This window comes from Sphingobium agrisoli, assembly GCF_041877245.1.
GTDB lineage: Bacteria > Pseudomonadota > Alphaproteobacteria > Sphingomonadales > Sphingomonadaceae > Sphingobium.
The window spans coordinates 82,130-105,834 of sequence record NZ_JBHDJI010000002.1 but is presented as its reverse complement, the minus strand read 5'-3'; the positions used below and the strand labels follow the sequence as shown (position 1 = coordinate 105,834).

General features: G+C 61.2%; 19 protein-coding genes. 7 read left to right on the top strand and 12 right to left on the bottom strand.

What is annotated here, in order from left to right; translation table 11 throughout:
• The first annotated feature begins 11 nt into the window (after nt 1–11).
• From ACETPF_RS04820 to ACETPF_RS04805, 4 genes are all read left to right on the top strand, one after another.
• Nucleotides 12–2,630 carry a TonB-dependent receptor gene (locus tag ACETPF_RS04820; RefSeq protein WP_373933173.1) on the top strand — a complete coding sequence of 873 codons (2,619 nt, stop codon included), beginning with the start codon at nt 12–14 and terminating at the stop codon, nt 2,628–2,630.
• Between the two features lie 11 nt (nt 2,631–2,641).
• Nucleotides 2,642–4,000 carry an LLM class flavin-dependent oxidoreductase gene (locus tag ACETPF_RS04815; protein ID WP_373933172.1) on the top strand — a complete coding sequence of 453 codons (1,359 nt, stop codon included), beginning with the start codon at nt 2,642–2,644 and terminating at the stop codon, nt 3,998–4,000.
• A gap of 112 nt (nt 4,001–4,112) precedes the next feature.
• Nucleotides 4,113–5,090, top strand: a complete 978-nt coding sequence (locus tag ACETPF_RS04810; protein ID WP_373933171.1) for an ABC transporter substrate-binding protein — start codon at nt 4,113–4,115, stop codon at nt 5,088–5,090.
• 20 nt (nt 5,091–5,110) lie between these two features.
• Nucleotides 5,111–5,926, top strand: coding sequence for a GntR family transcriptional regulator (locus ACETPF_RS04805; protein WP_373933170.1), 816 nt, complete (start codon nt 5,111–5,113; stop codon nt 5,924–5,926).
• A gap of 347 nt (nt 5,927–6,273) precedes the next feature.
• On the opposite strand, the gene ACETPF_RS04800 is transcribed toward ACETPF_RS04805, so the two are convergent.
• Nucleotides 6,274–7,197, bottom strand: a complete 924-nt coding sequence (locus tag ACETPF_RS04800; RefSeq protein ID WP_373933169.1) for a LysR family transcriptional regulator — start codon at nt 7,195–7,197, stop codon at nt 6,274–6,276.
• A gap of 104 nt (nt 7,198–7,301) precedes the next feature.
• On the opposite strand from ACETPF_RS04800, the gene ACETPF_RS04795 reads away from it, so the two are divergent.
• Together ACETPF_RS04795 and ACETPF_RS04790 are read left to right on the top strand one after the other, a co-directional pair.
• Nucleotides 7,302–8,306 carry an NADP-dependent oxidoreductase gene (locus tag ACETPF_RS04795; protein ID WP_373933168.1) on the top strand — a complete coding sequence of 335 codons (1,005 nt, stop codon included), beginning with the start codon at nt 7,302–7,304 and terminating at the stop codon, nt 8,304–8,306.
• A gap of 65 nt (nt 8,307–8,371) precedes the next feature.
• On the top strand, nt 8,372–8,674 hold the full coding sequence (locus tag ACETPF_RS04790; protein ID WP_373933167.1) for a putative quinol monooxygenase: 303 nt from the start codon (nt 8,372–8,374) through the stop codon (nt 8,672–8,674).
• Between the two features lie 86 nt (nt 8,675–8,760).
• On the opposite strand, the gene ACETPF_RS04785 is transcribed toward ACETPF_RS04790, so the two are convergent.
• Genes ACETPF_RS04785 through ACETPF_RS04755 form a run of 7 tightly spaced genes read right to left on the bottom strand, consistent with a single transcriptional unit; the run spans nt 8,761 to nt 16,446 of the window.
• Nucleotides 8,761–10,419 (bottom strand): long-chain fatty acid--CoA ligase, encoded by a 1,659-nt coding sequence (locus tag ACETPF_RS04785; protein WP_373933166.1) that lies wholly within the window; start codon nt 10,417–10,419, stop codon nt 8,761–8,763.
• A 13-nt stretch (nt 10,420–10,432) separates the two neighbouring features.
• Nucleotides 10,433–11,851: an aldehyde dehydrogenase family protein gene (locus ACETPF_RS04780; RefSeq protein WP_373933165.1), complete on the bottom strand. Its 1,419-nt coding sequence runs from the start codon at nt 11,849–11,851 to the stop codon at nt 10,433–10,435.
• 50 nt (nt 11,852–11,901) lie between these two features.
• Nucleotides 11,902–12,234 (bottom strand): hypothetical protein, encoded by a 333-nt coding sequence (locus ACETPF_RS04775; protein ID WP_373933164.1) that lies wholly within the window; start codon nt 12,232–12,234, stop codon nt 11,902–11,904.
• Between the two features lie 36 nt (nt 12,235–12,270).
• Nucleotides 12,271–13,122 (bottom strand): acetoacetate decarboxylase family protein, encoded by an 852-nt coding sequence (locus tag ACETPF_RS04770; RefSeq protein ID WP_373933163.1) that lies wholly within the window; start codon nt 13,120–13,122, stop codon nt 12,271–12,273.
• A gap of 26 nt (nt 13,123–13,148) precedes the next feature.
• A complete protein-coding gene (locus ACETPF_RS04765; protein ID WP_373933162.1) occupies nt 13,149–14,828 on the bottom strand; it encodes a dihydroxy-acid dehydratase domain-containing protein in 1,680 nt (559 codons plus the stop codon).
• A gap of 9 nt (nt 14,829–14,837) precedes the next feature.
• Nucleotides 14,838–15,617 (bottom strand): alpha/beta hydrolase family protein, encoded by a 780-nt coding sequence (locus tag ACETPF_RS04760; protein ID WP_373933161.1) that lies wholly within the window; start codon nt 15,615–15,617, stop codon nt 14,838–14,840.
• Nucleotides 15,618–15,645: 28 nt separating this feature from the next.
• A complete protein-coding gene (locus ACETPF_RS04755; protein WP_373933160.1) occupies nt 15,646–16,446 on the bottom strand; it encodes an SDR family NAD(P)-dependent oxidoreductase in 801 nt (266 codons plus the stop codon).
• Nucleotides 16,447–16,626: 180 nt separating this feature from the next.
• Between ACETPF_RS04755 and ACETPF_RS04750 the strand changes: the two genes are divergently transcribed.
• Nucleotides 16,627–17,604 (top strand): LysR family transcriptional regulator, encoded by a 978-nt coding sequence (locus tag ACETPF_RS04750; protein WP_373933159.1) that lies wholly within the window; start codon nt 16,627–16,629, stop codon nt 17,602–17,604.
• Between the two features lie 21 nt (nt 17,605–17,625).
• Here the strand turns inward: ACETPF_RS04750 and ACETPF_RS04745 are convergent, their stop codons facing one another.
• The 4 genes from ACETPF_RS04745 to ACETPF_RS04730 are packed head-to-tail and all read right to left on the bottom strand — an operon-like array spanning nt 17,626 to nt 23,395.
• The gene (locus ACETPF_RS04745; RefSeq protein ID WP_373933158.1) at nt 17,626–18,747 is read right to left on the bottom strand and encodes an LLM class flavin-dependent oxidoreductase; all 1,122 of its coding nucleotides are present in this window, start codon (nt 18,745–18,747) and stop codon (nt 17,626–17,628) included.
• Nucleotides 18,748–18,791: 44 nt separating this feature from the next.
• Nucleotides 18,792–19,676 (bottom strand): MBL fold metallo-hydrolase, encoded by an 885-nt coding sequence (locus tag ACETPF_RS04740; protein ID WP_373933157.1) that lies wholly within the window; start codon nt 19,674–19,676, stop codon nt 18,792–18,794.
• 4 nt (nt 19,677–19,680) lie between these two features.
• Nucleotides 19,681–21,048 (bottom strand): LLM class flavin-dependent oxidoreductase, encoded by a 1,368-nt coding sequence (locus tag ACETPF_RS04735; protein ID WP_373933156.1) that lies wholly within the window; start codon nt 21,046–21,048, stop codon nt 19,681–19,683.
• 52 nt (nt 21,049–21,100) lie between these two features.
• On the bottom strand, nt 21,101–23,395 hold the full coding sequence (locus tag ACETPF_RS04730) for a TonB-dependent receptor (RefSeq protein ID WP_373933155.1): 2,295 nt from the start codon (nt 23,393–23,395) through the stop codon (nt 21,101–21,103).
• Nucleotides 23,396–23,705: the final 310 nt, after the last annotated feature.

Below are 23,705 nucleotides of genomic sequence, written 5' to 3'. Positions count from 1 at the left end.
GGGCACATCGTATGACCAATTCAGATCACAACCGCCGCACGAAATCTCTCCTGCTGGGCCTGACCGCGTTGGGCGGTATTGCGCTGCCATATGCCGGACATGCAGCGGAAGAGGCCGGACCTTCTGCCACCGGCCACACTGACATCGTGGTCACGGGTGCACGGTTGGAGGGTGACGTGCTGCCCAATCGCCCCAGTTCCTCGATCTACGGCGTGGATGGGACGATCCTCGACACGCCCCGAAGCGTATCCCAGATCAGTGCAAGCCAACTCCTGCTCGATCCTATCAGGACCACGGACGACTTCGTCAAATATGCTCCGGGTATTACGCGGGGCGGCGGGCAGAACGTCAACGCAACGCCATTCATCCGTGGATTGAAGTCTGACATCTTCCAAAATGGTCAGCGCATCTACACCGATGCGCTCGATCACCCGATCAATTTCAATGCCTATGAAGGGGCCGATATTGTCGCTGGCCCTTCCTCGGTCATTTTCGGTCCTGCGGCAGGTAGCGGTGGCTATGTCAATTATCTCGCCAAGCAGCCCTTCTTCGACAAGCACCGGACGGAAGTTCGGGCAGAGATCGGCACGTGGTCGCCGGGCGACCAATCCTACTCGAACTTCGGCCTGACGCTGGACGCTGGCGGCCCGATCGACGACAAGCTGGCGTATCGTTTCAGCGTCCGCGGCAAACGCGGCGGCACCTATTACGATAACGTCCGGAACAACTATAACAGTTTTTACGGCGCGCTCTCGTACCGGCCGACCGATACGGTCCGCATCGACTGGAATGGCTCTTTCGACAATTATTACGACTTCAACATCACCCGCGGCTGGAACCGAAATACGCAGGAATTGGTCAGCAATTTCGGCAGCTATTATGGCGGCCGCGCCACTCCCATCATCAGCAGTCCCAATGTGGGACTATGGTCTCCGGTTTTTGCATCGGGCAACCCCACGTCCCCGACGATAGGCTGGCAGACTCGCACGCCGAACGGCAAAGGCCAATATGTGGCAGGAACGGTACAGACTACGCCGCTTCCCAGCGCGGCGATCGCCAATGCTGGCACGATCCTGGGGTGGGTGTACGATCCGTCCATCCCCGGAAACGGTCTTTCGCAGATAAAAGCGTCGCAGGGCTCGGGACGACGGGAAGACAAAAATACGGCGAAGCGGTACATCTCCCAACTCCGCATCGGCGCGGACCTGTCAGAGCACTGGGACATACTGTCGAGCACGTTTTTCCAGCGTTCGCTCAGCACCAATGACTCGGTCGGTGCATTTTTCTACCAGAACCGGAGCACAGTATTGGATCAGCGGCTCGAGGTAAGGGGCAAGCTGGAATTCGATACCGGCGGGCTCAAGATCGGCCTGCAAAGCAATAGCGGCGTCGAAATACGTCATTTCAAATATCGCGGGCTGTCCGCCAACAACAGTTTCAACTTCGATCCTTATGACCTGACACAGGCTCCGTCATCGGTGCAGTCGCCGGGTAAGCTGTACGGCTTGCCCCAACAGGATCCCAATTCTTCGGGCAGCTGGATCGGCACGCCTGGCGTGCCGCAGCTTTCGCCTTACTTCGGCTATCTCAAGATCCCGCCCATGTATCGGGTCAATGACGGCTTCTATGCCGAAGTGGGCGGATTTCCCTTCCCCAGCGGCGCAGGCATCTACACCAGTGAGGGGCGGTTGACGAACTACAGCCTGTTCACGCAGCAGAACCTGAGCATCGGCGATCATGTCGCGATCAACGCTGGCGGCAACATCACCAACATCCGGGCGAGGATTGCCAATCCGCTTGTGCTACAGCCTGATCAGGCTGCAAGCGACACGGGCAGCTACTGGCTGCCGAGCTATCAGGCGAGCCTCGTCGTCAAGCCCAGCGACAATAGCTCGCTCTACCTGACATATGATCGCTCCGAATCCGTCAATCTTGGCATTTTCGGAAATTTCCTGATCTGGGGGTTCGGCAATACGCTCGACAGCAAGGCCTTTCATAGCGTGAGCGAACTTTATGAAGCGGGGGCCAAGATCGAGGCGATCCCCGAGAAGCTCTTCCTGTCGGCGGCCGGGTTCATCCAGTATCGCGATCTGTCGCCCGACCAGTTCGGCAACATAGCGCGGGTGCGGATCAAGGGCGTCGAGGCCGCGGTGCGTTACCAGCCCACCGCGCGCTTCTCGGGTGGACTGAACTTCACCTATCTCGATCCGATCCAAACCTACGCCCAGCCATTCGGCTACACACAATACGGCTTCTTCCCCGATAATGCGACGCCCTACGGCGATCTTGGGATCCTTAACCCGTTTCCGGGAGGCCGCTATGCTCTGCCAGGCTTGCCCAAGACATCGATCAACGGCTACGCCGATTACAAATTCACAAAGAATTTCGGCGCGCAGATTTCCTTCTGGTTGACCGGCCCATGGTACACGGATGTGAACCGGGCGGTGCGCATTCCTACTGAACATAATGTCGACGTGAGCCTCTATTACCGGACCGAGAAATTCGACCTGGGGGTCAGCGTCCTCAACCTCACAAACCAGAATAACTTCCTGAGTGCGCTGACCGGAGCCGGCTTTTTGCAGCCGCTGCCGCCAACTTCGGTGCAAGCTACTTTCGCCATTCGATTTTAAGGAGCAAGATGATGTCCAGAAGACAAGGCCATCTCCACCTTACGCTGGTGCTTCATCCCATGGCCATTCACCAGGCCGGATGGACGCATCCCGACGCCTTCTTCGGCGACAAGCTGTCGGATTATGTGTATCTCGCGCAGCTGGCAGAGCGGGCACGGTTCGACGGCATTTTCCTCGCGGACGGACCTTCGATGATATCCGAGGATATGGAGGAAGGCAGCAGGCATCCCTACGGCGATGCATTCGAGCCGCTGACTTTGCTGTCCGCGCTCTCGGCCGTCACCAATCGCCTAGGCTTGATCGCGACGGCGAGCAGCACCTACAGCGAGCCCTATAACGTCGCCCGGCAGTTCGGATCGCTGGACATATTGAGTAACGGTCGTGCGGGCTTCAATCTGGTAACCACAGTCAGTTCGATCGCGGCCGCCAATTTCGGCCGGACGCATCCCTCGCATGCCGAGCGCTATGAACGCGCCGGCGAATTCATCGAGGTGCTTGAGGGGCTCTGGGACAGTTGGGATGACGACGCTTTCATCCACGATCGCGCCGAGGGCCGGTATTTCGATCCTGCGAAATCCCGCCTGCTGAATTATCACGGCAAGCACTTCTTCGTACGCGGGCCGCTCAATCTCGCGCGGCCGGTGCAGGGGCATCCCGTCAAGGTGCAGGCGGGAGCGTCGGCGGAGGGCAAGCGCCTCGCCGCCCGGACGGCCGAAGTCGTGTTCACCGTCTCGCAAACGCTCGAAGAGGCAAAGTCCTTCTACAGCGATATCAAACGCATGGCCGCCGATCATGGCCGCAATCCCGACCATGTGCGCGTATTGCCGGGCGTGGTGCCGTTCATCGGCCGGACCGACGAGGAAGCGCGGGAGCAGTTCGAATATCTGCAGGATCTGCTTCATCCGGTAGCCGGCATCGCCAAATTATCCGCAGCGTTCGGCCTTGATCTCAGCGGTTATCCACTGGACGGTCCGCTGCCCGATCTTCCGGCAACGGAGGCAAGCAAGGGCATGCAGGAGTTGCTGACGTCGCTGGCAAGGCGTGAGAACATGACCCTCCGGCAACTCTACAAGCATGTCTCCGGATCCTTTGGCCACCGCATGCTGGTCGGTTCCGGCAAGACCGTCGCGGACCATATGGAGGAGTGGTTCCACGCCGAAGCGGCGGACGGCTACAACATCATGTTTCCGTATCAGCCAGGCGGCATGGATCGGTTCGTCGAACATGTGCTTCCTGAATTGCAGCGACGTGGTGTCTTCCGCACCGAATATGAAGGGCACACGCTCCGCGAGCATCTGGGGCTTCCGCGGCCCGCGAACCGACACGGCATCCAGCAGGGGCGCATCCCCACCAGGGCTGCGGCAGGCTGAGCGAGAGGACGATTCTTAAGCAATGGCGACGACTGTAGACGCGCAGGCACGGAACCGCAGCACGCTTTCCGAAATATGGTTCACCCGATGTCCTGTCCCCACCGCGACCGGGTTGGCCTACCAGCTCGGCTGGCTCGACCAGGAATTCAGGAGCGATGGAATAGCGATCCGGACCCTTCAGGACGCACCGGCGGAGCTCGCCCGGCATCATTATGATCAGCGCATGCCGACACTGGTCCGCGAAGGCGGCAACCTTCTCGCGCTCGCAGCGCGGGCGCAGGGGGAAGACACGCGGCTCGTCGGGCTGACATGGATCGAGGACAGCCAGGTCATTCTGGTGAGGGCGGACAGCAAGATCGCAACGGCCGCCGATCTGGCCGGCAAACGGATCGGCCTGCCCACGTACACCGAATATCCGATACCGGAACATCAGCGCGGGATGAGCATCATCCGTGCCATGTCGCTTATCGGCTTCAAAGGCGCGCTCGGTTCAGCGGGGCTGACATTCGACGACGTCGAGTTGGTGGAAGTAAATGGGACGATCGGCAACGTGCAGGGTGCCAAGCTGGGTGATGGGCCAATAGAGATGTGGCCTTATGATGCCTTGCTCAGCGGAAAGATTGACGCGATTTACGTCAAGGGCGCGCCGTCCCTCGATGATGCAAACACAGTCGGTGTGGTCGTTGGCATCGATCTCGACGCGCTGCCACATCGGCATCTGCGCGTGAACAACGGCACGCCTCGTCCGATTACAGTGAACCGCCGATTCATAGATGAGCATTTCGATCATCTCGTGCGGTTTTTCATGCGCACTTTGCGCGCCGCGGATTGGGCGCGCGACAATCCTGTCGAGGTCCGCCGGATCGTCGGCCTCGAAACGCGTGGCAGCGACCAGGCGGTCGTCAACGGTTATGGACCGGATTTCCATCGCTTCCTTCACCCCGACCTCTCCGACGAACGCATTGCCCTCCTTGGACAGCAGAAGAAGGCGCTATGGCTTCACGGCTTTCTCGACCGCGATTTCGATCTCGCGGACTGGATCGACTACCGCCCGCTTGAAGAGGCGAGGAGGCGGCTGGATCAGGGCTGACATCGCACCGCGCACTCAATATGACCGATCAGCGGCGGAGACGTCGCCTGATCGTAGATCATGAAAGAGAAGGACAAATTTTGTCGGATCGATTGAATCCAGCCGCAGCCTCCGACGGCAAGCTCTACGAGATCGTCCGCAGCCGGATTCTTAGTAAGATGCAGACGGGGGAATGGCGGAGTGGTGAACGCCTTCCCCCTGAGCCGGAACTCGCATCGATGTTCGGTGTCAGTGTTGGAACGGTTCGCAAAGCCGTCGATGCCCTGGCCGAACAGCGCATCCTCTTGCGCCGTCATGGTCGCGGGACTTATGTCGCCGGTTCGACCCGCGAAACATTTCTCGATTCCGTATTCAGCTTCGTAGATCGTGACGATCGCCGGATGGATACGACGTATCGCACGATATCGCTGCAACTGACGTCGCCAACTCCGCAGGCCATGGCGCTTTTCGGGTTGGATTCTGGTCAAAAAGTCTTTCAGCTGCATAACGTGAGGTATGTAAGCAATGCGCCATTACTCTTTGACGATGTTCAGGTGCCGCAAAATCTCTTTCCAAGTCTCACTCTTGACGATTTTCGGAACGCCGCGCCAGCTACCACAGTGCTCGATCTGCTGATGAGGCATTCATCCTGCCACGTCGTTCGCGTGGAGGAACGTATCAAAGCTGTTGCGGCTCGCCCTCCTGTTTCGGAATTCCTGGAAATCCAAGCCGAAACGCCCCTGCTCTATATAGAGCGTATCGCATATTCTCTGGGCGATATCCCGGTTGAGTTTCGGCAGCGCCATGTTCAGACAAGTAATGTGCGCTATTACAATCAATGGGGCATTAAACCCTGAAGTGCTTTCGCGATTTTCAACCAATTAATGCTGTAGCAAAACGATGTCAGGCAAGTTGATGAGTGCAAGGGCGCTGTCAAACCAAATGCGCTGATCGTCAGGAGAGCGATGGTAGGCGTGCCGTATGCCGCGCCCAGCGCGCCCTGCCAGCCCATTCCAGCATTTCAATTCATCGCCGGAGTGATCCGCCGGGTGGCCTGGACGTACGTCCGGTGCCTGCTGTCACTGAGGAACGTTGGCGAGATGGCATACGTGACCAGCCCGTCGGCAGCCGATCAATCACGACATTCGCCTCAATCGGCCCCAATGGCCCGAATTGTCAGCAGCCGCTATTGCAATAGTTTGGATCAGCCTGTTGTCTCGCTGTGATCCGTATGCGCGATCAACAAGCGGAGGAAGGCGCGAACGGCCGGGTTGGAGCGGCGATTTTCCGGCCAGATCGCCGTCACATTCTGCCGCGTGACGGCGAACCCGGTCAAGATCGGGACGAGTTCGCCCCGTGCGACCGAAGGGGCAGCCATGAAACTTGCCCCGACGCCGACCCCGCCACCGGCCGCAATGGCGGCGATCACGGCTTCGCTCGTATCGACGACGATGCCGGATGCCGGCACCAGTTCCACGTCCCTGCCGCTGATCCGAAACGGCCAGCGAAAGGTCTGCCCGCTGCTCTGGTAACGAAGATTGACGGTCTCATGCTCGACCAGTTCTTCGGGATGCGTTGGTGTCCCTCGCGTCGTCAGATAGGTCGGCGATGCGTAACAGCAGAGGGAATATGGCGCCAGCCGCCGCGCCAGCAATCGTGAATCAGCCAGTTCTCCGATGCGGACCGCCAGATCGATGCCCTCATCGACCATGTCCACGAGTTGATCGCTCAGGCGCAGATCGATCGTCACCTTGGGGTGGTCGGCGCGAAATCGGGGCAGGATAGGCGCGATCATGTGGAGGCCGATCGGGAATGACGCCGCGATCCTCAGCGTGCCGGATGGTTCCGCTCGTGCTGCTTTCGCCACCTGTTCGATTTCCTTGACATCCCGTAGTATTCGCAGGGCCCGGTCATGCAGATTGCGTCCTTCTTCGGTCAGCGTCAGCGAGCGCGTAGTGCGCGTGAATAGCGGCACGCCAAGATCCCGTTCCAGTCGCTGAACGCTCTTGCTGACGGCCGACGGGGAAATTCCCAGCGCGCGCGCCGCCGCTGTATAGCTGCCCATGGACGCTGCGCGGGCGAACGCGAACAAGCCGGTGAGGCGTTCGAGGCCTATTTGTTCCTTCATGGCATTATTGAAACGACATTCCTTGCCATTATCAACCGCATCCCAGTGGCTACATCGAGAAATGACACCCCAATTTTTGCGAGGTCATGATGATGAGCGAGACGATGAAAGCGGTACGCCTGCACGCGTTTGGCGGCCCCGAGGTGCTGCGGTACGAGGATGCCCCCCGTCCGGTGGCGGCAGCCGGCGAGATACTGGTGCGCGTCCATGCCGCGAGCCTCAATCCACCCGACCTTTATCTGCGCGACGGCTATCGCGCGCTTCCGCCCGAATGGCGCCCGGACGCGGTGTTCCCGCTGATCCTGGGCACGGACATTTCGGGCGTGGTCGCCGCGCTGGGCGAGGGGGTGAGGGGGTTCGCTGTCGGCGACGAGGTCTATGCGATGGTCCGCTTCCCCGAAAATCTGATGTCGGGCAGCGGCGCTTATGCCGAATATGTCAGCGTCCCGGCTGCGCAGCTGGCGCTCAAGCCCGCAGGCATCGACCATGTACAGGCGGCCGCGGCGCCGATGTCGCTTCTGACGGCCTGGCAATTCCTGATCGAGCTTGGCCATGACGCGCCGAACCCGTTCCAGTCCTTTGCACATCGCCCGGTCCCGCTTGCGGGCAAGAGGGTGGTCGTCAACGGGGCCGGCGGGGGTGTTGGCCATGTCGCCGTGCAGTTGGCGAAGTGGAAAGGCGCGCACGTCATGGCCATAGCCTCGGGGGAGCATGAAGCGTTCCTGCAGGATCTGGGCGTCGATCAGTTCATCGACTACACCCGCACCGCGGCCGAGGATGTCTTGCGGGATGTCGACCTCGTCGTCGACGCCGTGGGCGGCACTGCGGCAGATCGCTTCTTGCCGACGATCAGGCCTGGGGGCGCGCTGTTCCTCGTCAACCCGCTGGGATTTGACGCACATGCCAGGGCGCAGGCGCTGGACATTGGCGTATCGACGACACAGGTCCGCTCCAATGGCGCGCAACTTGTCGCAGCTGGACGGCTGCTTGCGGAGAGCACGGTCAGGGTGGTTGTGGACAGCGCCTTCCCGCTGGCTCAGGCCGCCCGCGCTCATGATCGCGCCGCACGGGGCAAGACACATGGCAAGATCGTGCTCACCGTCGCCTGACTGTCAGACGCTCCGGATCTGCCCTGAGGGGCCGTGGGTCCGGAGCGATTTCGAGGAGAAACATCATGCTGATCGTCACCGGATATATGCACGTCGAGCCGATGGATGTGCCGCGCTTCCATGCCGAGCTTCAGGGCGTTGCCGCCGTCGTCCGGCGGCGCGCCGGCAACCTGTCCTATGATGCGGCGGTGGATGACGAACCAACCGGCCGGATGTTGATCGTGGAGCGATGGCACGATCAGGCCGCGCTGACCGCCCACCTCGACGCGCCGGAAACACGCGCGTTCGTCGCGCGCTGGCAGGGCAGGATGCGCGGTGACATACGCAAATATGACGCGTCGAACGAGCGCGATCTGATGGCAGATTAACCCTCTGGCGCGCGTCGGACATCGGTGGCCGGTCGCGTGCATCGGATTGTGATCGCGAACAAGACGCGATCCGATGTCGATATGCTCTAACGACCGTAAATCTCGCGCAGGCGCTTCTTGTCGATTTTGCCGGTCGCGCCCAGGGGGATGTCGGACACGAAGACGATGTCGTCCGGCATCCACCATTTCGCTATCTTCCCGTCCAGATAGGACGATATCTCTTCGGACGTCGCTGACTGTCCGGGTTTCAGTTTCATCAGCAGCAGAGGCCGCTCGTCCCACTTAGGATGCGGCACCCCGATGACCGCGCAAAGCTCGGCCTTCGGATGACCCAGCGCGATATTTTCCAGCTCCACCGAACTGATCCACTCGCCGCCTGACTTGATGACGTCCTTGGCGCGATCGGTGATCTGCATATAGCCGCGACCATCGATCGTCGCGATGTCACCGGTGTCGAAAAAACCCTCATCGTCGAGTATGCGGGTTTCCGACTGTCCATAATAGGCGCCGACGATCGTCTCGCCCTTGACATGCAACCGGCCTGGCGACTTTCCGTCGTGCGCAAGCTTGCGCCCCTGTTCGTCGGTCAGCTTGAAATCGATGCCCGGCAGGGTCCGCCCCTGCTTGAGCATATAAGGGATGCGCTCTTCGAGCGGCAGCGCCGCGATCTCCCGATCCGGCGAGGAAACCGTCGCAAGGGGGGAGGCCTCCGTCATGCCCCAGGCGTGGAGAAGCTCGACGCCATGTTCCATAAATTCGCGGATGATGGTTTCCGGACATACCGAGCCCGCCACCATGGCGCGCTTGAGGGTGGTCAAGGTGCGGCCGCTTTCCCGGCAATGGCTGAGCAGCCCCTGCCAGACGGTCGGCACGCCGGCGGCGAAGGTGACGCCTTCGCTTTCGATCAGTTGGTAAAGCGTTGCGCCGTCGACATGCTGGCCGGGCAGCACCAGCCTGGCGCCCACCATCGGCGCGGAGTAGACGAGGCCCCAGGCATTGGCGTGATACATGGGCACCAGCAGAAGGACCGTATCCCTGGACGACAGGTTCAGACCATCGGCCTGGCAGCTGAACAGCGAATGCAGATAGTTGGACCGATGGGAGTAGAGCACGCCTTTCGGGTTGCCGGTCGTGCCTGACGTGTAGCAGAGGCCGGCGGCCGACTGCTCGTCGAAACCGCCCCAGTCGCATTCGTCGCCATAGCGGCCGATCAGCGTGGCGAAGCCTTCGACCGGGACGGTCGATCCATGGATCGAAGACCTGTCCTCGTCATCGAAAAGGATGACGCGCTCGACCGAGGGGCATTTCGGCAGGATCGCCTGGAGGATCGGCACGCAGGCGCGATCGGCGAAGATGACCCGATCAGCGGCATGCCCGACAAGATAGGCGATCTGGTCCGCCAGCAGCCGTGGATTGAGCGTGTGGCAAACCGCCCCGATCGCGACTGCGCCATACCACGCCTCGAAATGCGGTCCGCTGTTCCAGCCGAGCGTGGCGATCCTGTCGCCCTGCTCAATGCCCATCGCCCGCAGCGCGTTCGATACTTGCTTGGCGCGTCCGTGGCAGGCCGCATAGGTGGACCGATGCCGCTCGCCATGATTGTCGTTCCAGATGACTTCCGTACGCCCGTGCCATCGCGCCGCGTGAGAAAGGAGGGCGTCCAGCGTCAGCTGGCCCGCCTGCATCAAACCGAACATGATATTCTCCGGTGTCGTGCCGGCGATGGTCGATCGGCCGGTGTCCATGTTGCAAAGCCCGTCAGCCGACGGGCGCCTTGGCAATGTTGATGACGGCGGTCTGCGAGAATTCGTGCATGCCGTCCGTGGAGAGCTCCATGCCGATACCCGACTGCTTGGCGCCGCCGAACGGGATGTGGGGCGCGAAATCGAGATGCTCGTTGACCCATACCATGCCGCTGTCGATCTGGCGGGCGAGGGCATAGGCGCGATCGCGGTCGGCGGACCAGACAGACCCCCCAAGGCCAAGTTCCGAGCTGTTCGTGCGCCGTACCGCGTCGTCCGCATCCTCGAACCTGATGATGGGCAGGATCGGCGCGAACTGTTCCTGATCGACCAGCATCGTGCCATCTTCGATATCGCGCACTATGGTGGGCCGTATGAAATAGCCGCCGCCCTCTGCCATTTCTCCGCCGGCGATGACGTGGCCGTCGCGGCGTGCGCTTTCCAGGAATGTCTTCGCCTTGGCGAACTGCGCCGCATTCTGGAGCGGGCCGATCTGCGTTCCCTGTTGCAGTCCGTCGCCCACGATCGCCTGATTGGCCAGTTTGGCGAGTTCGTCGCACAAAGCGTCATAGATGCTGCTATGGGCATAGACGCGCTTGACCGCGATGCAGACCTGCCCGGCGTTCATGAAGGCCTTGGAAAAAATCTTCGACGCCACGGTGGCGACATCGACATCGTCAAGGACGATGCTGGCGTCGTTGCCGCCCAGTTCCAGCGACACGCGCTTGAGCGTCGATGCGGCGGCCGCGATGACTTTCTTTCCGGTCGCCGTCGATCCGGTGAACGAAATCTTGGCGATGTCCGGGTGATCGGTCAGCGTCGGCCCCAGATCATTGAGATCGGTCACGACGTTGAAGACGCCGGCAGGAAAGATCTCCTTGGCCAGTTCGCCGAGCATCAGCGAAGTGACCGGCGTCGTGGGCGCAGGTTTCAGGATGAAGCTGTTGCCCATCAGGAGCGCTGCGGGAAATTTGAATGCGGCGAGCAGGACGGGGAAATTCCACGGCATGATGGCGCACACCACGCCCAGCGGCTTCCTGTGCAGTTCGACCCGCCGCTCTTCGTCGTCTTGCAATATTTCGACCGGGACATCGATCGTGGTGAAATGGCGGACGAACATCTCGGTGAAGGCGATCTCGCCCGCCGCTTCCGCCAGCGGCTTGCCCTGTTCGCGCACCAGCATGCGCGTCATGGCCTCGGCATTGTCGTGGATCGCATCGGCAAAGGCGGACAGTCTGGCGCGCCGATCGTCGAGCGAGAGCGCCGCCCAGGCGGGTTGCGCCGCCTTCGCCGCAGCGATCGCCTGCTCCGCCTGCCGTATCGATGCGCGCGGCACCGATATGAACGGCTTGCCCGCCGCTGGATCGATGACCTCCATCAGGGAATCGCCGTCGACCAGTTCACCACCGATCAGGAGTTTGAGATTGTCCGACATGTGCTGTTCTCCTCTGGCAGGCGCGGCCGTACCCGCCTGCATGGTCAATCCTAAACCTGGGTGGCGGCGCCGATCATGATCGCAGCGCCCAGCAGCAGCCCGATTTTCGCCAGCGATGCGGACTCATGATAGACGGTGATGCCGATCGCCAGCACCACGACCTGGAGCGTGATCGTCACGATCGGCGTCAGCGTGCTCAGTTCGACACCGTTGTGGATGAGCCGGGCGAACACCCAGAAACTTAGCACGAAGCTCGCCATGCAGACGATCGTCGCGCCGATGGCGGTAAACCCGCGCGTCGCCGGCAGGAGAGACAGGCCCAATGCCTGGCCGACAATCACGAACGCGAAAGACGCGAGCGTTGGTAACGATAGAGCCGCCACGGGACATTCCTCTCTTCTTGCTGTCATGCGCTATGTTCAGGTGATGATTTCTTGGTCGTGGAAGTCGAGATAGGCCGTCCCTTCCATGATGAGAGCGGGGAGCGTCTTGACCTGTTCGAGCCCGGCAAGTGCCTGGACGATATGATATTGGGTGGGCATGTCCTGCCATGTCGGCACGTTGAAGCGGATGCTGCCAGTGCCGGCCCGCACCAAAGGTGGCGGCTGGGGGTCGCGCCGGCTGGATGCGCCCGCCATCGGCGACAGTGTAAGATAATCCGCGTCAGCGACCGCCCACTCGCCGCTTCGCGGAATGTATTTGTGCGCGATGATGCCCAGCCCGGCGCTCGCGGTAAACTCGGCAACCAGTTCCGGCGCGGCGTCGGTATCGGCATCGCAGGCCAGTTGCATTTCGGCAAAGGTGAAGCCTTCCCAACTCGCTCTTATGCTCGTTTCGCCATTCCAGTGCCGGGGTTCGGGCAATTGCGCATAGAGTTTCGGATGGCCGAGTTGCTCGCGACCCGTGATAATCGGATCGCCCAGATTCTCCCACATCACGGCGCAATAGACGCCGTCGGTCACTTTGCCGTCCGGGCCCATATGGGTGACTGGGATCATCAGCGACAGGATATTATACCCTCGGCCCGCGAGCCACGGGATGTCGCGCAGGCAGAAGAAGTGAAACTGCGCCATAGCCTCGCCACGCAGGGCAAGCCCGTCGGGAAGCAAGGGTTCAAGCTGTTCGGCGCGGCCAAGGAACCTGACGATGTAGCGTGTGAACCGGATCGGGCCATCGCGATAATCGGCGTGATCGGGCGCCTGACGCGGTCCACCGGCGGCTCCGAACGACGCGGGCATGATCCTGATCTTGGTATCGGTTGGCGAAGTCATGAATTTTCCTCATTGATCGCGTGCGCTCAGTCGTAGGAATGGGTTGGCGCGCCCAGATGGGTCGGCCCCACCGATCGGGCATATTTTTCGCCCACGCCCCCGCTCCAATATTTGTAGGGCGGCAGGGCAGCGCGGCGACGCTCCAGTTCTTGCTCAGAAACATCGAAATCGATCGTCCCCTTCTCGGCGTCGATGCGGATGATGTCGCCGTCCCTGACCAGCGCGAGGGGACCGCCGGCATGCGCTTCGGGAGAGACATGGGCGACGCACAGGCCGCCGGTTCCCGTGGGCCATCGCCCGTCAGTGACCAGCGCGACGTCCTTGCCCATTCCGCGCCGTCGGATCGGGACCAGTGCGTCCAGCAGTTCCCGCATGCCCGGGCTGCCGCGCGGCCCTTCTCCTCGCACGATGATCACGTCGCCGGCGCTGAATTGGCCGTCCGCAATGCCTGTACGCGCTTCGGCATCACCCTCGAAGATGCGTGCGGGGCCTTCGAAGACACGCATCGGAATATCGGCGGTCTTTACGATGCAGCCACCTGGCGCAAGATTCCCTTTCAACACGACGATGCCGCTGTCGGCCTGAAACGGATTGGCGCAGGCGCGCACGATGGCGCCGTCAGGGCCGGGCGCATCGGCCAGCGCCTCGCCAAGCGGCCTGCCGTCATTGGTCGGGGTATGGGCATGCAGGAGACCGCCGTCGAGCAGCGCCTTGAAGATCACCGGCAATCCGCCGATCCGGTGGAGGTCGATCAGCGCGTGCGGGCCGTTTGGAATGAGGCTGGTGATCCGTGGGGTGCGCCGCAGGATGTCGGTCATATCCCGCAGCTCGAACTTCACCCCGGCCTCGTTGGCGATCGCCGGAAGGTGCAGCAGCATGTTGGACGAACCGCGCGTGGCGGCGACGACCGTTACCGCATTTTCCAGACTTTCCCGGGTCACCCAGTCGCGCGGGCGCGGCCCCCCTTCCATCAACAGCTTCATGGCATGCTGGCCGGCTTTGCGAGCGAGCGCGAGGCGTTGCGAAAAAACGGCCGGGATCGAGGATGTGCCAAGCGCGGAAAAGCCCATGATCTCGGCGCAGGCAGCCCCTGTGCTCGCCGTGTTCAGGCCCGGGCAGGTGCCGACCGACACCATCGCCTCCTTGTTGAGCTCCTCAAGCTCTTGTTCGCTCATCTCTCCGCTCAGCGTCCGGTCCATATCGCCGAAGACGCGGTAGAAATTGATCGGCTCGCCATTGCTGTAACCGCGAAGCGCTGCCCCGCCATGCACATAGACACTCGGGATATTCACGCGGGTCATGGCCATCAGAAGGCCCGGCACCGTCTTGTCGCAGGCGCCCAGCGCCACCGCCGCGTCGTACCGCTGCCCCTCCAACACGACTTCGACCGAATCCGCGATGATTTCGCGCGATATCAGGCTGAATTGCGGCCCCCGTTCATGGACCATCGTCCAGACGTCGGAGATCGACACGGTGGAGAACTCCCGCGCCGTACCGCCCGCCACCTCCACGCCGACCTTGGCGGCGGCGGCCTGCGGCGCGAGCGACATGGCGCAGGGGCTCACTTCGGCATGGGTATGCACCACGCCCACGAAAGGCTTGGCGATGGCTTCGTCATCAAGGCCCGTTGCACGCAGGTGCATCCGGTTGGCCACGCGCATCGGCCCGTCAAGGGTCGCTCGCGAGCGCCAGGCTGGATCATTCATCTTGGTCTCCTAAGCGCGCGAAATCGGCCGTTCGCGATCAGCCGACCGTGTCGCGTCCGGCGCGAGCGCATGGGTGATAAAATCGAGAAGCTCGTCGAGTTGACCCGGCGCGGTCAGCGAATGTCCGCCCGTGAAAGTGTGAAGGCATTTGTCGGGTGAACCGATCGCATCGAACAGTGCGCGCTGCCCGTCGGTCGAGAAAATCTCATCCTCCGACTTGATCTGAAAGAGCACCGGAGTGCGCATCATGCGGGCATTGTGAAGCAGGACGGCGTCCTGCCCCCAGTCGAGGCCCCACATTCCGAGCACCGCGCCCTTTATGCGCTGTTCCGCCGCGCAAAGAGGAATTCCGTAAGCCGTGCCCATCGACATGCCGAACCATGCGACCCGATCCGCATCCGCCCATCCCTGCTCCAGCACCACGTCGAGAACGGTGCGCCATTCGGCGACATAGCGCTCGATACCGGGGCTGTTGCGCCAATGCCGCTCGAAGACGCCCAGCATCTCCATGACATCCCGATCAATGTCGCCCCGCCGGCCGTGGATCGGGCCGTCGATCAGCAGCACGGCGCTGCCGGTCCGTTCGACGATTTGCGCCGCCAGCCAGTCGGTGCGTTCGTGGCGCTTGTGGAACGGGCCTCCATGTTGAAGAAGCGTGACGGGCGTGCTGGCGCCCGCCGGCTCGCGCGCGTTCCAAAATGTCGCCGGGATCATGCCGTCATCACCGGCCACGGAAAAGTCGAAGCGCGCATCCGATGCCTTGCCTTCGAGCGTCAGGTCGATTGTCATGAGGGCCTCGCGAGGTTTCGAGCCATGCTCAGTCGGCTGTCATGCCGCCGTCGATGACGATTTCGGCGCCCGTAATGTGGCGCGCCGCGTCTGACGCCAGGAAGCGCACGGTCTCTGCGATTTCCTCGGGCGAAGCGGCAACGCCGATCGGCACCAGGGATTTGGCCACTTCATGCGCATCCAGCACACCTGAAGCCGCCCCCGACCCAGCCAGCATGCTCGCCTCTTTCGCATCATGCTTCTGCCAGGCTGGCGTATCCACGATGCCCGGATGGACGGAGTTCACCCGCACCTTGTTACGCAGATCGGCGCATTCCAGCGCGATCGCCTTGGTCATCATGCGAACCGCGCCCTTCGCCCCGCAATAGGCCGCCATGCGCGCTTTCCCTTTGAGGCCCATGATCGACGAAATATTGATGACGGCCCCGCCGCCAGACTGTGCGATCCGCGGAATGCCGTGCTTCATCCCCAGAAACGCGCCCTCCAGGTTGATCGCCATCACCAGTCGAAGCTGGTCGAGCGACATCGAAAAGCTGTCCGCCAGGATCGACTTGCCGGCGCAGTTGACCACGGTCGTCAGCGCCGTCCCGTGCGCGTCGGCCAGCGCGAACGCAGCCTCCCATTCGTCCTCGAGCCTGACGTCCAGCCTCACCGCCGTCGCCCGCCCGCCAGTTTCAGCGATCAGCTCGACCGACTTCGCGGCGCTGCGCTCGTCAAAATCGGTCACCCAGACATGCGCGCCATGGGCGGCGAAGCTCAGGCTGGTCGCTCTCCCGATCCCGCTGCCAGCCCCGGTAACGAGTACCGCCTTGCCTTCGAATTCCGACATGCCCGCTCCTGACGCCCTGATTGATTGGGAGGAGAGTATGGCGGACAGACGGTTCAGACTAGCGCGATAAAAATTATGCGATGCATAGGCTATCTCCTATGGATCGATAAGCGATGCTTGTTTACGATCGGATGAAATCGCGCATCCGGCCTTCGCCGCTTTGGCGCATGGACACCGTCGATGAATCTCCGCAGCCTCCGCTATTTCCTGAAAGTCGCCGAATATGGCAGCATCACCCGCGCGGCGCTGGCGCTGCACATCACGCAGCCGTCGCTGACGCAGCATCTTCGGCATCTGGAAGAGCATTTCGGCCTGGCCCTGCTGATGCGCCACGGTCGGGGCGTGATGCTTACAGAGGCGGGCAAGGCGCTGCGCCTGAAGGCCGAGATACTGATCGATGACATTGACGGGCTCCAGAGCGAATTGGAAAGCGCGCAGTCGCGGCCACGGGGCACATTGTCGATCGGCATGCCCATATCCTGGTCCGAACTCGTCACCTATCCCGTGATCGAACGCTTCCGCCGCGAGTATCCCGACGTGCATATCAAATTGGCGGTCAATGCCAGCGAGGCGCTCGCCGAGGCGATGAACGCCAACGAACTGCAACTCGCTGTGCTCGTGGAGACCGACGAGCAGGATAATTTCTGGTCGCATCCCCTGGTCGAGGATGAGCTGTTCCTGCTTGGCCCGGCCGGCGCGAACCTGCATGAACTTGGATCGGTCACCCTGCGCGACGTGGCCAGCTATCCTATGATCCTGCCATTGAACCTCACCATGGTGATGCGGCGGATCGACCGGACATTGGCGGCGGCGGGCGGCACTCTGAACACCGTTCTGGAAACGCCGTCGACGAACATCCTGCCCCTGGTGGCACGCGGCCTGGGTTACACGATCCTGTCGGCATGCGCCCTTCCTCCCCCTGGCGCGGATACCGCGTTCGAGGCGATACCCGTGACCGACGCATCGATGACATGGTCAATCGCCACGCCCAAGAACCGGCCGAAGACGGCCGCCGTCATTGCCTATGAAAGCTTCCTGAAAGAGCAGGTTCTGGAGTCGGTATCATCCGGCCGCTGGCGCACGGCCAAGATGAAGCAGCAGCGGAAAAAGGCCGTCGTCACCACTGATGCGGAAGCAGTTGCCAAACTGCGACTGTAGCGGGCGGGCGATGGCGCCCGGTCACAACGCAGCAAATGGCCTGCGCAAACCCGCTTTTTCCAGAAGCGGCAGCACGTCGCGATTGAACCGTCGCGCGCCTTCGACAAAGTCGATCCAGGTCAGGAGTACGCCGTCCAGTCCAGCATCCGAAAGCATGGTCAGCGAATCGGAAATACGCTCCGGCGTGCCCACCAGCGGAAAACCGCCATATCCGGCCGCATAACGGGTGCGCACCGCTTCCCACGCCTGGCGGGGCATGTCTTTCACCTCCGGCACCGAAAGCGCGATCAGTGCGTCGATGCTCTCATGGTCCTGATGCTGGACGGCATAGTAATCAAGGAAGTCATCGGCCTCTTTCTGCGTGTCCCGCTGGACGACATAGGTGTGCGCCCACACCTGAACCTCGCGGCCGAACTCGTTGCGTGCCGTGGCTTTATACTTTTCCACCTCCTTGCGGATGCTGGTCGGGTCTTCCGACCGGATGCCGATAAAGCACAGATCGGCATGCTCGCACGCAAAGTTGCGACCACGTTCGGAATGTCCCGCGTTCATGATCGGAGGATGTGGTCGCTGCACGGGCTTGGGATTGGAGAAGCCAGCGAGAATATCGAAGAACGCGCCATGATGGTCGAATTCCTCATTCGCATTCCACAGGCGCTTCAGGATGCCGAGCCACTCTGCCAGATAGTCGTAGCGCTGATCATGCTCCCGCAGGGGCGCGCCAAACATCTCCAGCTCGGGCCGATTCCAGCCCCCGACGACATTCAGCGCAAGACGACCATTTGAAATGATGTCGATCGTCGCGGTCTGCTTGGCGGCGACGATAGGATGGATCGTAGGCGCATGCGACGTGACGAACACGCCGACCTGATCGGTAGCCTGCGCGATCGCCGCGGCCCAGGTGAAGGGATCGAGAACCTCGCCGGACACATGATTGGGCTTTCCCTTCACATAGCCTTTCCACCGCGCGAAGGGTACGACCGCCTCATATCCCGCGCGATCCACTTCCCTAGCGACCTCGAGCGCAAAGGGCCATGTCAACTGGTTGGCTTCGGGCGCCAGGGAATGCGTCGTGCCGCGACCGTTGGTGCAGAAGGTGCCCAGTTTGAGCTTGTTGTCGTTGAATATCGGGTTCCGGCTCATCCTGCTGTCCTTGTCCGTGGTCCAGATCGCCCCCGCACAGCCCGTCAGTTCTCCTCGACTATCCAGGCTTCACCGTCGGATCGAACGTGCACCGCCGAGGATCCAGCGAAATGCGCGACGAGCAGCAACGCGTTCTGGCTGGCTGCATGGCTGAGCAAGTCGCGCCGCGTGGCGATGGCGACGGCCTCGTCATGACAAAAGTTGCTGCACATATCCGGCAGTGCCGCTTGCACGGGATGATGGATGACATCGCCGGTGATGATCGCCTGACGTCCTTGCGAGGACAAGATGATCGAGCAATGGCCCGGCGTATGCCCGGGCGTCGCCTTGAGCCTCACGCCTTCGGCGATCTCATGGCCGGGCTCGACCAGGTCGGCCAATCCGGCATCAAGGATCGGCTTGACCGAATCCTCGAAGATTGCCGTTGCGTCGCCATCCTTTTCGCCCTGCGCAAATGCGACTTCGTTGCGGGCGAACAGGTAGCGGGCGTTGGGAAAAGTGGGCACCCACGCGCCATCGACCAGCATGGTGTTCCAACCGCAATGATCGACATGGAGATGGGTGCACAGAACGAAGTCGATGCTCTCGCGCGGAAAGCCGGCGCGTGCAAGCCGGTCCAGAAATGGCGTGTCAAGCATCGCGAGCAGCGGGTGGCCGCGCGGCTTATGGTTGCCGATGCACGGATCGACCAGGATCCGCTTGCCCCCGGCTTCGACGATGAAGGCCTGGAAATGCAGGATGATATCGCCATCGTCAGTCGCGAAGGACGGGCACAGCCAATCGCGTCGATCCAGTATTTCGCGGCGCGTCGCCTGGATGAAGATGGCGGGGTCGAAGGCGGTTGGCGGCAATTCGAGCACTCGCGTGACACGGATGTCGCCTACGAGCCATCGTCTGAATGTCTCCAGATCGGCTGGAAGCTGTTGCATCTGTCTAACCCTCCGCACGGCGGAAGCTGGCGCCATGATGATCGGCCGGCAGCCTCGCCGACCCTTGCGGAAACATCTTTTCGCGCATCGTGCCTGCCCGATATGTGGTCTTGTATCGCCCGCGATCCTGCAACTGGGGAACGACCAGATCGATGAAGGATTGCAGCCCGCCCGGTTCGACGGTCCGCACGAGGTTGAAGCCGTCGAGGCCCGTCTCGTCGATCCACGCGATCATGGCATCGCAAACCTGTGCCGGCGATCCGACGATGAACGGTTCACGTCCCGGCAGGTCTGCGAAAGCGGCGATATCGCGAACGCGCACCTTTTTGCCGCCATTATATTTGGTCATCGCCTCGATAGCCGTCTGCATCGCGTCACTCTCGACATATTCGATGGGTTCGTCCGGGTCGTAGCGCGATAGATCGATGCCAAGAAACGAGGACATCATCGCGAGATTACCCTCTTCACTGCTGTAACGCGCATAGTCCGCCTTGCGGTCGCGCGCTTCCGCCTCGGTCGGTGCCACGATTACCGTCGTGGCGTTGAAAATCTTCACACTTTCAGCCGACCGGCCCGCCTGCTCGGCGGCCTTGCGATAGCCATCGACGATCCTTTTGGCGCTGTGCTTGTCATTAGCTGCGGTAAATGCCGCTTCTGCATGTCGGCCGGCGAAGGCAGAACCCCGGCCCGATGACCCCGCCGAATAGATTAAGGGTGTCCTTTGTGGCGAAGGCTCGCAAAGGTGATAGCCCTCGCAACGATGATGCCCGTCATGTGCGATCTTGTGCACGCCTCTCGGATCAATGAAGACACGGGACGCCTTATCGCGCAATGCAGCGTCGTCCGCCCAGCTTCCTTCCCAAAGCTTGTACACCAGATCCATATAATCGTCGGCAATATCGTAGCGCCGGTCGTGCGGCACCGGTTCCACACCCATCGCGCGTGCCGTCGATGCGAGGATGCCCGTCACCACGTTCCAGCTTATCCGACCCTTAGTTAGATGATCCAGGGTCGAAAGGCGCCGCGCCAACAGATAGGGCGGCTCATAAGTGGTGTTGGCGGTGACGCCGAAGCACAGATGTTGGGTTACCGCAGCCATGGCCGGGATGAGCATCATGGGATCGTTCGAAGGAAACATGCCGGCCGACCGCATGACCGCGTCCGGCCTGCCGGCATAGACGTCGTTGACGCCCAGCGTGTCGGCCAGAAAGATACCGTCGATCAGGCCGGCTTCGGCGGTGCGCGCCAGTTCCACCCAATAGTCGAGATCGGCATAGCGCTCACCTTGCGCTTGCGGATGCGCCCAAAGCCCGGTCCATGCCTGCGCCGGCGAGGCCATGTAAAAAGCGTTGATGAGTATCTCTTTGTCCATCATTCACTCGCGTGGCCATGCGGCACCGGGAAGGTCCGGCGCCGCGCGCACCTCAGAATTTAACCGACAGCGAACCGCCATAGGTGCGTGGCGCCGCGGCGCCGGCTTGGAAGCCGGCCGTTCCGCCCGGACCAACCGATTCCTGCGTGATCGAATAATATTTCACCCCGCCAAGATTCTTGCCCCATAGGCCAATCGTCAGCCAGTCGGCTGAATCAGGCGTGAAGTTGAGCGACGCATTGACCAGCGTGACGGCCTTTTCGAAGACGAAATTGTCCGGATTCCAGGCGAACCGTCCGGTGTGGGCGACACCAACATCGGCGACCCAGGCGCCGATACTCGTGTCGATCTTGTAGTTAAGGCCGGCGTTGAACGTCCATTTCGCGACGTTCGGCAGCCTGTTGCCTGCTGCGCCGTCCGCCGGCACAGGGCAGGGGCCCCCGCCCAGCGCCGTCGAAGGTCCGGCGATGGTGTTGCCGTTCAAGCAATAGAATGGCGCGTTGATATAGCTGCGATATTTGCCATCGAGATAGGTCGCCCCGCCGCGCAGCGTGAGGCCCGGCGCCACCAGCGCGTCAATCCCTATTTCCGCGCCCTTGATCCGCGCCTGCTGCGCGTTCGTCAGGATGATGCCTGGTATCAAGCCCTGGACGTCGACGGCAAGCACCTGAGGATTCTTGATATCGTTCCAGAACAGCGCGCCGTTAAGGCGCACGCGTCGGTCGAACAGTTCGGTTTTCAAACCCAATTCATAGGAGTCGATCACTTCGGGAAGGGCCGGGGGACTATCCAGCGGGAAGGTCTTGTACGCACCGGACTTGTAACCCCGGCTGATCGAGACATAGCCCATGACATCATCGGTTAAATGATGATCCAGCGTCGCCTTCCAGGTGAGCTTCTTGAATTGCTTGCTATCACGATAGGTCGGTGACGAGCCGTTGAGGTCGTCGATATTATATCGCAGGCCAAGGGTGAGGTTCGTGGTCTCGCCGATCGGCGCCGTAGCTTGGCCGAAGACCGAGTAGCTGTTGATGACCTGTCTGGAACGGATCTCCACAATGCCAGTACCGAACGCATCGCCGTAGAGGCTGATCGGATTATATTTGACCTGGCTGCGAAGATAATAGGCGCCCAAAATCCAGTCGATCCTGCTGTCACTGTTCGACTTAAGCTGGAATTCCTGGGTAAATTGAGATTCACGGCTATTCAGGTCGCCATTGAGGAGATTTTGCGCGGTAATATCGGCGTCCAGACGAATTTGCTCGTCGGTGATGCGAAATCCCGTGATGGAAACCAGATCGGCAAACCCCAGGCTTTGGTCGATCCGAATGGATCCGCCGCCACCCTCTGCACGGGCGAACTGTTCAAGGTTATTGCGCGTATTATAGAAATTGTCGCCTGGTACATCTGCCAGCGACGGTAACCGGATTGGGGGAGCGGGATATCCCGGCAGCGGTATTGCGGGCGATTGCGCGTAGGTTCCGCTATGACGGTCATTGACCATGCCGATGTCGCCCTTCGAATAGGCGTAAAATCCGACGATCTTGACCTTCGTTGTGTCGCTGGGTTCCCAGACGAGCTTTGACCGCGCCGAAAACAGCTTCTCTTTAAAGATGTCCCGCCCCGTCGTGATGCTCTTGCCCCAGCCGTCCCGCTGGTCCGTGCCGGCTACCGAAATATTCCAGCCCAGAGTGTCAGTGATCGGGGCCGAAACATAGAGCTGGCCAGTCCGTCGATCATAATTGCCAAAGCTGAGCGTGGCGTTCACCTCCTGCGCGCGACCCGGATCCTTGGTGAACATCTGAATGGCGCCGCCCGATGCGTTGCGGCCGAACAGCGTGCCCTGGGGGCCTTTGAGCACTTCGACACGATCGATGCTGTTGATCGCCAGATAGGCCGTGCTCAAGCGCGCATAATATAGATCGTCGATATAGACGGGGACGCTGGATTCATTGCCCAGATTACCGCCCGCCGGATTGCCGATGCCGCGGAGAAAGGGAAGATAGACGCCGACGACCTGCGGGACGTTCAGCGAGGGATCGACGAATGCCAGTTCCTTTATGGTGCTCACGCCGCTCGCTTGCAGCGTCGAGCCGCTGAAGGCAGTCACGGCGACCGGAACGTCCTGCAATTTCTGTTCGCGACGTTGCGCCGTAACGACTATGTCCTGGAGCTGACCATCCTGGCTCGCTGCTGGTGCCTCAGCCGTGCCTGGGGCGTCGGCGGTGGAGACCTGCGCCAATGCCGAAACCGGCGTCAGACCCGTGCAAACGAGCAGAGCGCAGGAAAGCCCGCGAAGCGACGTCACTTTGAAATGGTGCCGTTCCAAGTTGCCGAGATGCTTCATTAATCCCCTCCCTTTATCCATTATTACGTGGTGTTTTCAGCAGCTTGGGCCGCGCGTGGTGGACGTCGTTTCTATCCCCGCCGCAATAGTGGGCCGGCGGCTAATGACATCGCAAAGGACTAAACTTGGCATTGCCGCAGGACTAGCCGGATAAAATTTATGCATCACATAGGTAATCACCTATGGATTCCGGCTGCGCGACGAGCCTTGTATGGATGCAGCTATAGGTAATTACCTATGCGGTTCATAATCCTAATCGCCATAGTGCAAGAGGTCGGGTGGGACTATCTCCTGGGGCGGGGCTGATCTC

Bases quoted from the DNA above. Each gene is read 5' to 3' on its own strand.
- ACETPF_RS04820 (WP_373933173.1), top strand. From the start codon at position 12: ATGACCAATTCAGATCACAACCGCCGCACGAAATCTCTCCTGCTGGGC.
- ACETPF_RS04760 (WP_373933161.1), bottom strand. From the start codon at position 15,617: ATGACAATCGACCTGACGCTCGAAGGCAAGGCATCGGATGCGCGCTTC.
- ACETPF_RS04780 (WP_373933165.1), bottom strand. From the start codon at position 11,851: ATGTCGGACAATCTCAAACTCCTGATCGGTGGTGAACTGGTCGACGGC.
- ACETPF_RS04755 (WP_373933160.1), bottom strand. From the start codon at position 16,446: ATGTCGGAATTCGAAGGCAAGGCGGTACTCGTTACCGGGGCTGGCAGC.
- ACETPF_RS04750 (WP_373933159.1), top strand. From the start codon at position 16,627: ATGAATCTCCGCAGCCTCCGCTATTTCCTGAAAGTCGCCGAATATGGC.
- ACETPF_RS04805 (WP_373933170.1), top strand. From the start codon at position 5,111: ATGACCGATCAGCGGCGGAGACGTCGCCTGATCGTAGATCATGAAAGA.
- ACETPF_RS04790 (WP_373933167.1), top strand. From the start codon at position 8,372: ATGCTGATCGTCACCGGATATATGCACGTCGAGCCGATGGATGTGCCG.
- ACETPF_RS04730 (WP_373933155.1), bottom strand. From the start codon at position 23,395: ATGAAGCATCTCGGCAACTTGGAACGGCACCATTTCAAAGTGACGTCG.
- ACETPF_RS04785 (WP_373933166.1), bottom strand. From the start codon at position 10,419: ATGGACACCGGCCGATCGACCATCGCCGGCACGACACCGGAGAATATC.
- ACETPF_RS04800 (WP_373933169.1), bottom strand. From the start codon at position 7,197: ATGAAGGAACAAATAGGCCTCGAACGCCTCACCGGCTTGTTCGCGTTC.
- ACETPF_RS04765 (WP_373933162.1), bottom strand. From the start codon at position 14,828: ATGAATGATCCAGCCTGGCGCTCGCGAGCGACCCTTGACGGGCCGATG.
- ACETPF_RS04795 (WP_373933168.1), top strand. From the start codon at position 7,302: ATGAAAGCGGTACGCCTGCACGCGTTTGGCGGCCCCGAGGTGCTGCGG.
- ACETPF_RS04815 (WP_373933172.1), top strand. From the start codon at position 2,642: ATGTCCAGAAGACAAGGCCATCTCCACCTTACGCTGGTGCTTCATCCC.
- ACETPF_RS04770 (WP_373933163.1), bottom strand. From the start codon at position 13,122: ATGACTTCGCCAACCGATACCAAGATCAGGATCATGCCCGCGTCGTTC.
- ACETPF_RS04740 (WP_373933157.1), bottom strand. From the start codon at position 19,676: ATGCAACAGCTTCCAGCCGATCTGGAGACATTCAGACGATGGCTCGTA.
- ACETPF_RS04735 (WP_373933156.1), bottom strand. From the start codon at position 21,048: ATGGACAAAGAGATACTCATCAACGCTTTTTACATGGCCTCGCCGGCG.
- ACETPF_RS04745 (WP_373933158.1), bottom strand. From the start codon at position 18,747: ATGAGCCGGAACCCGATATTCAACGACAACAAGCTCAAACTGGGCACC.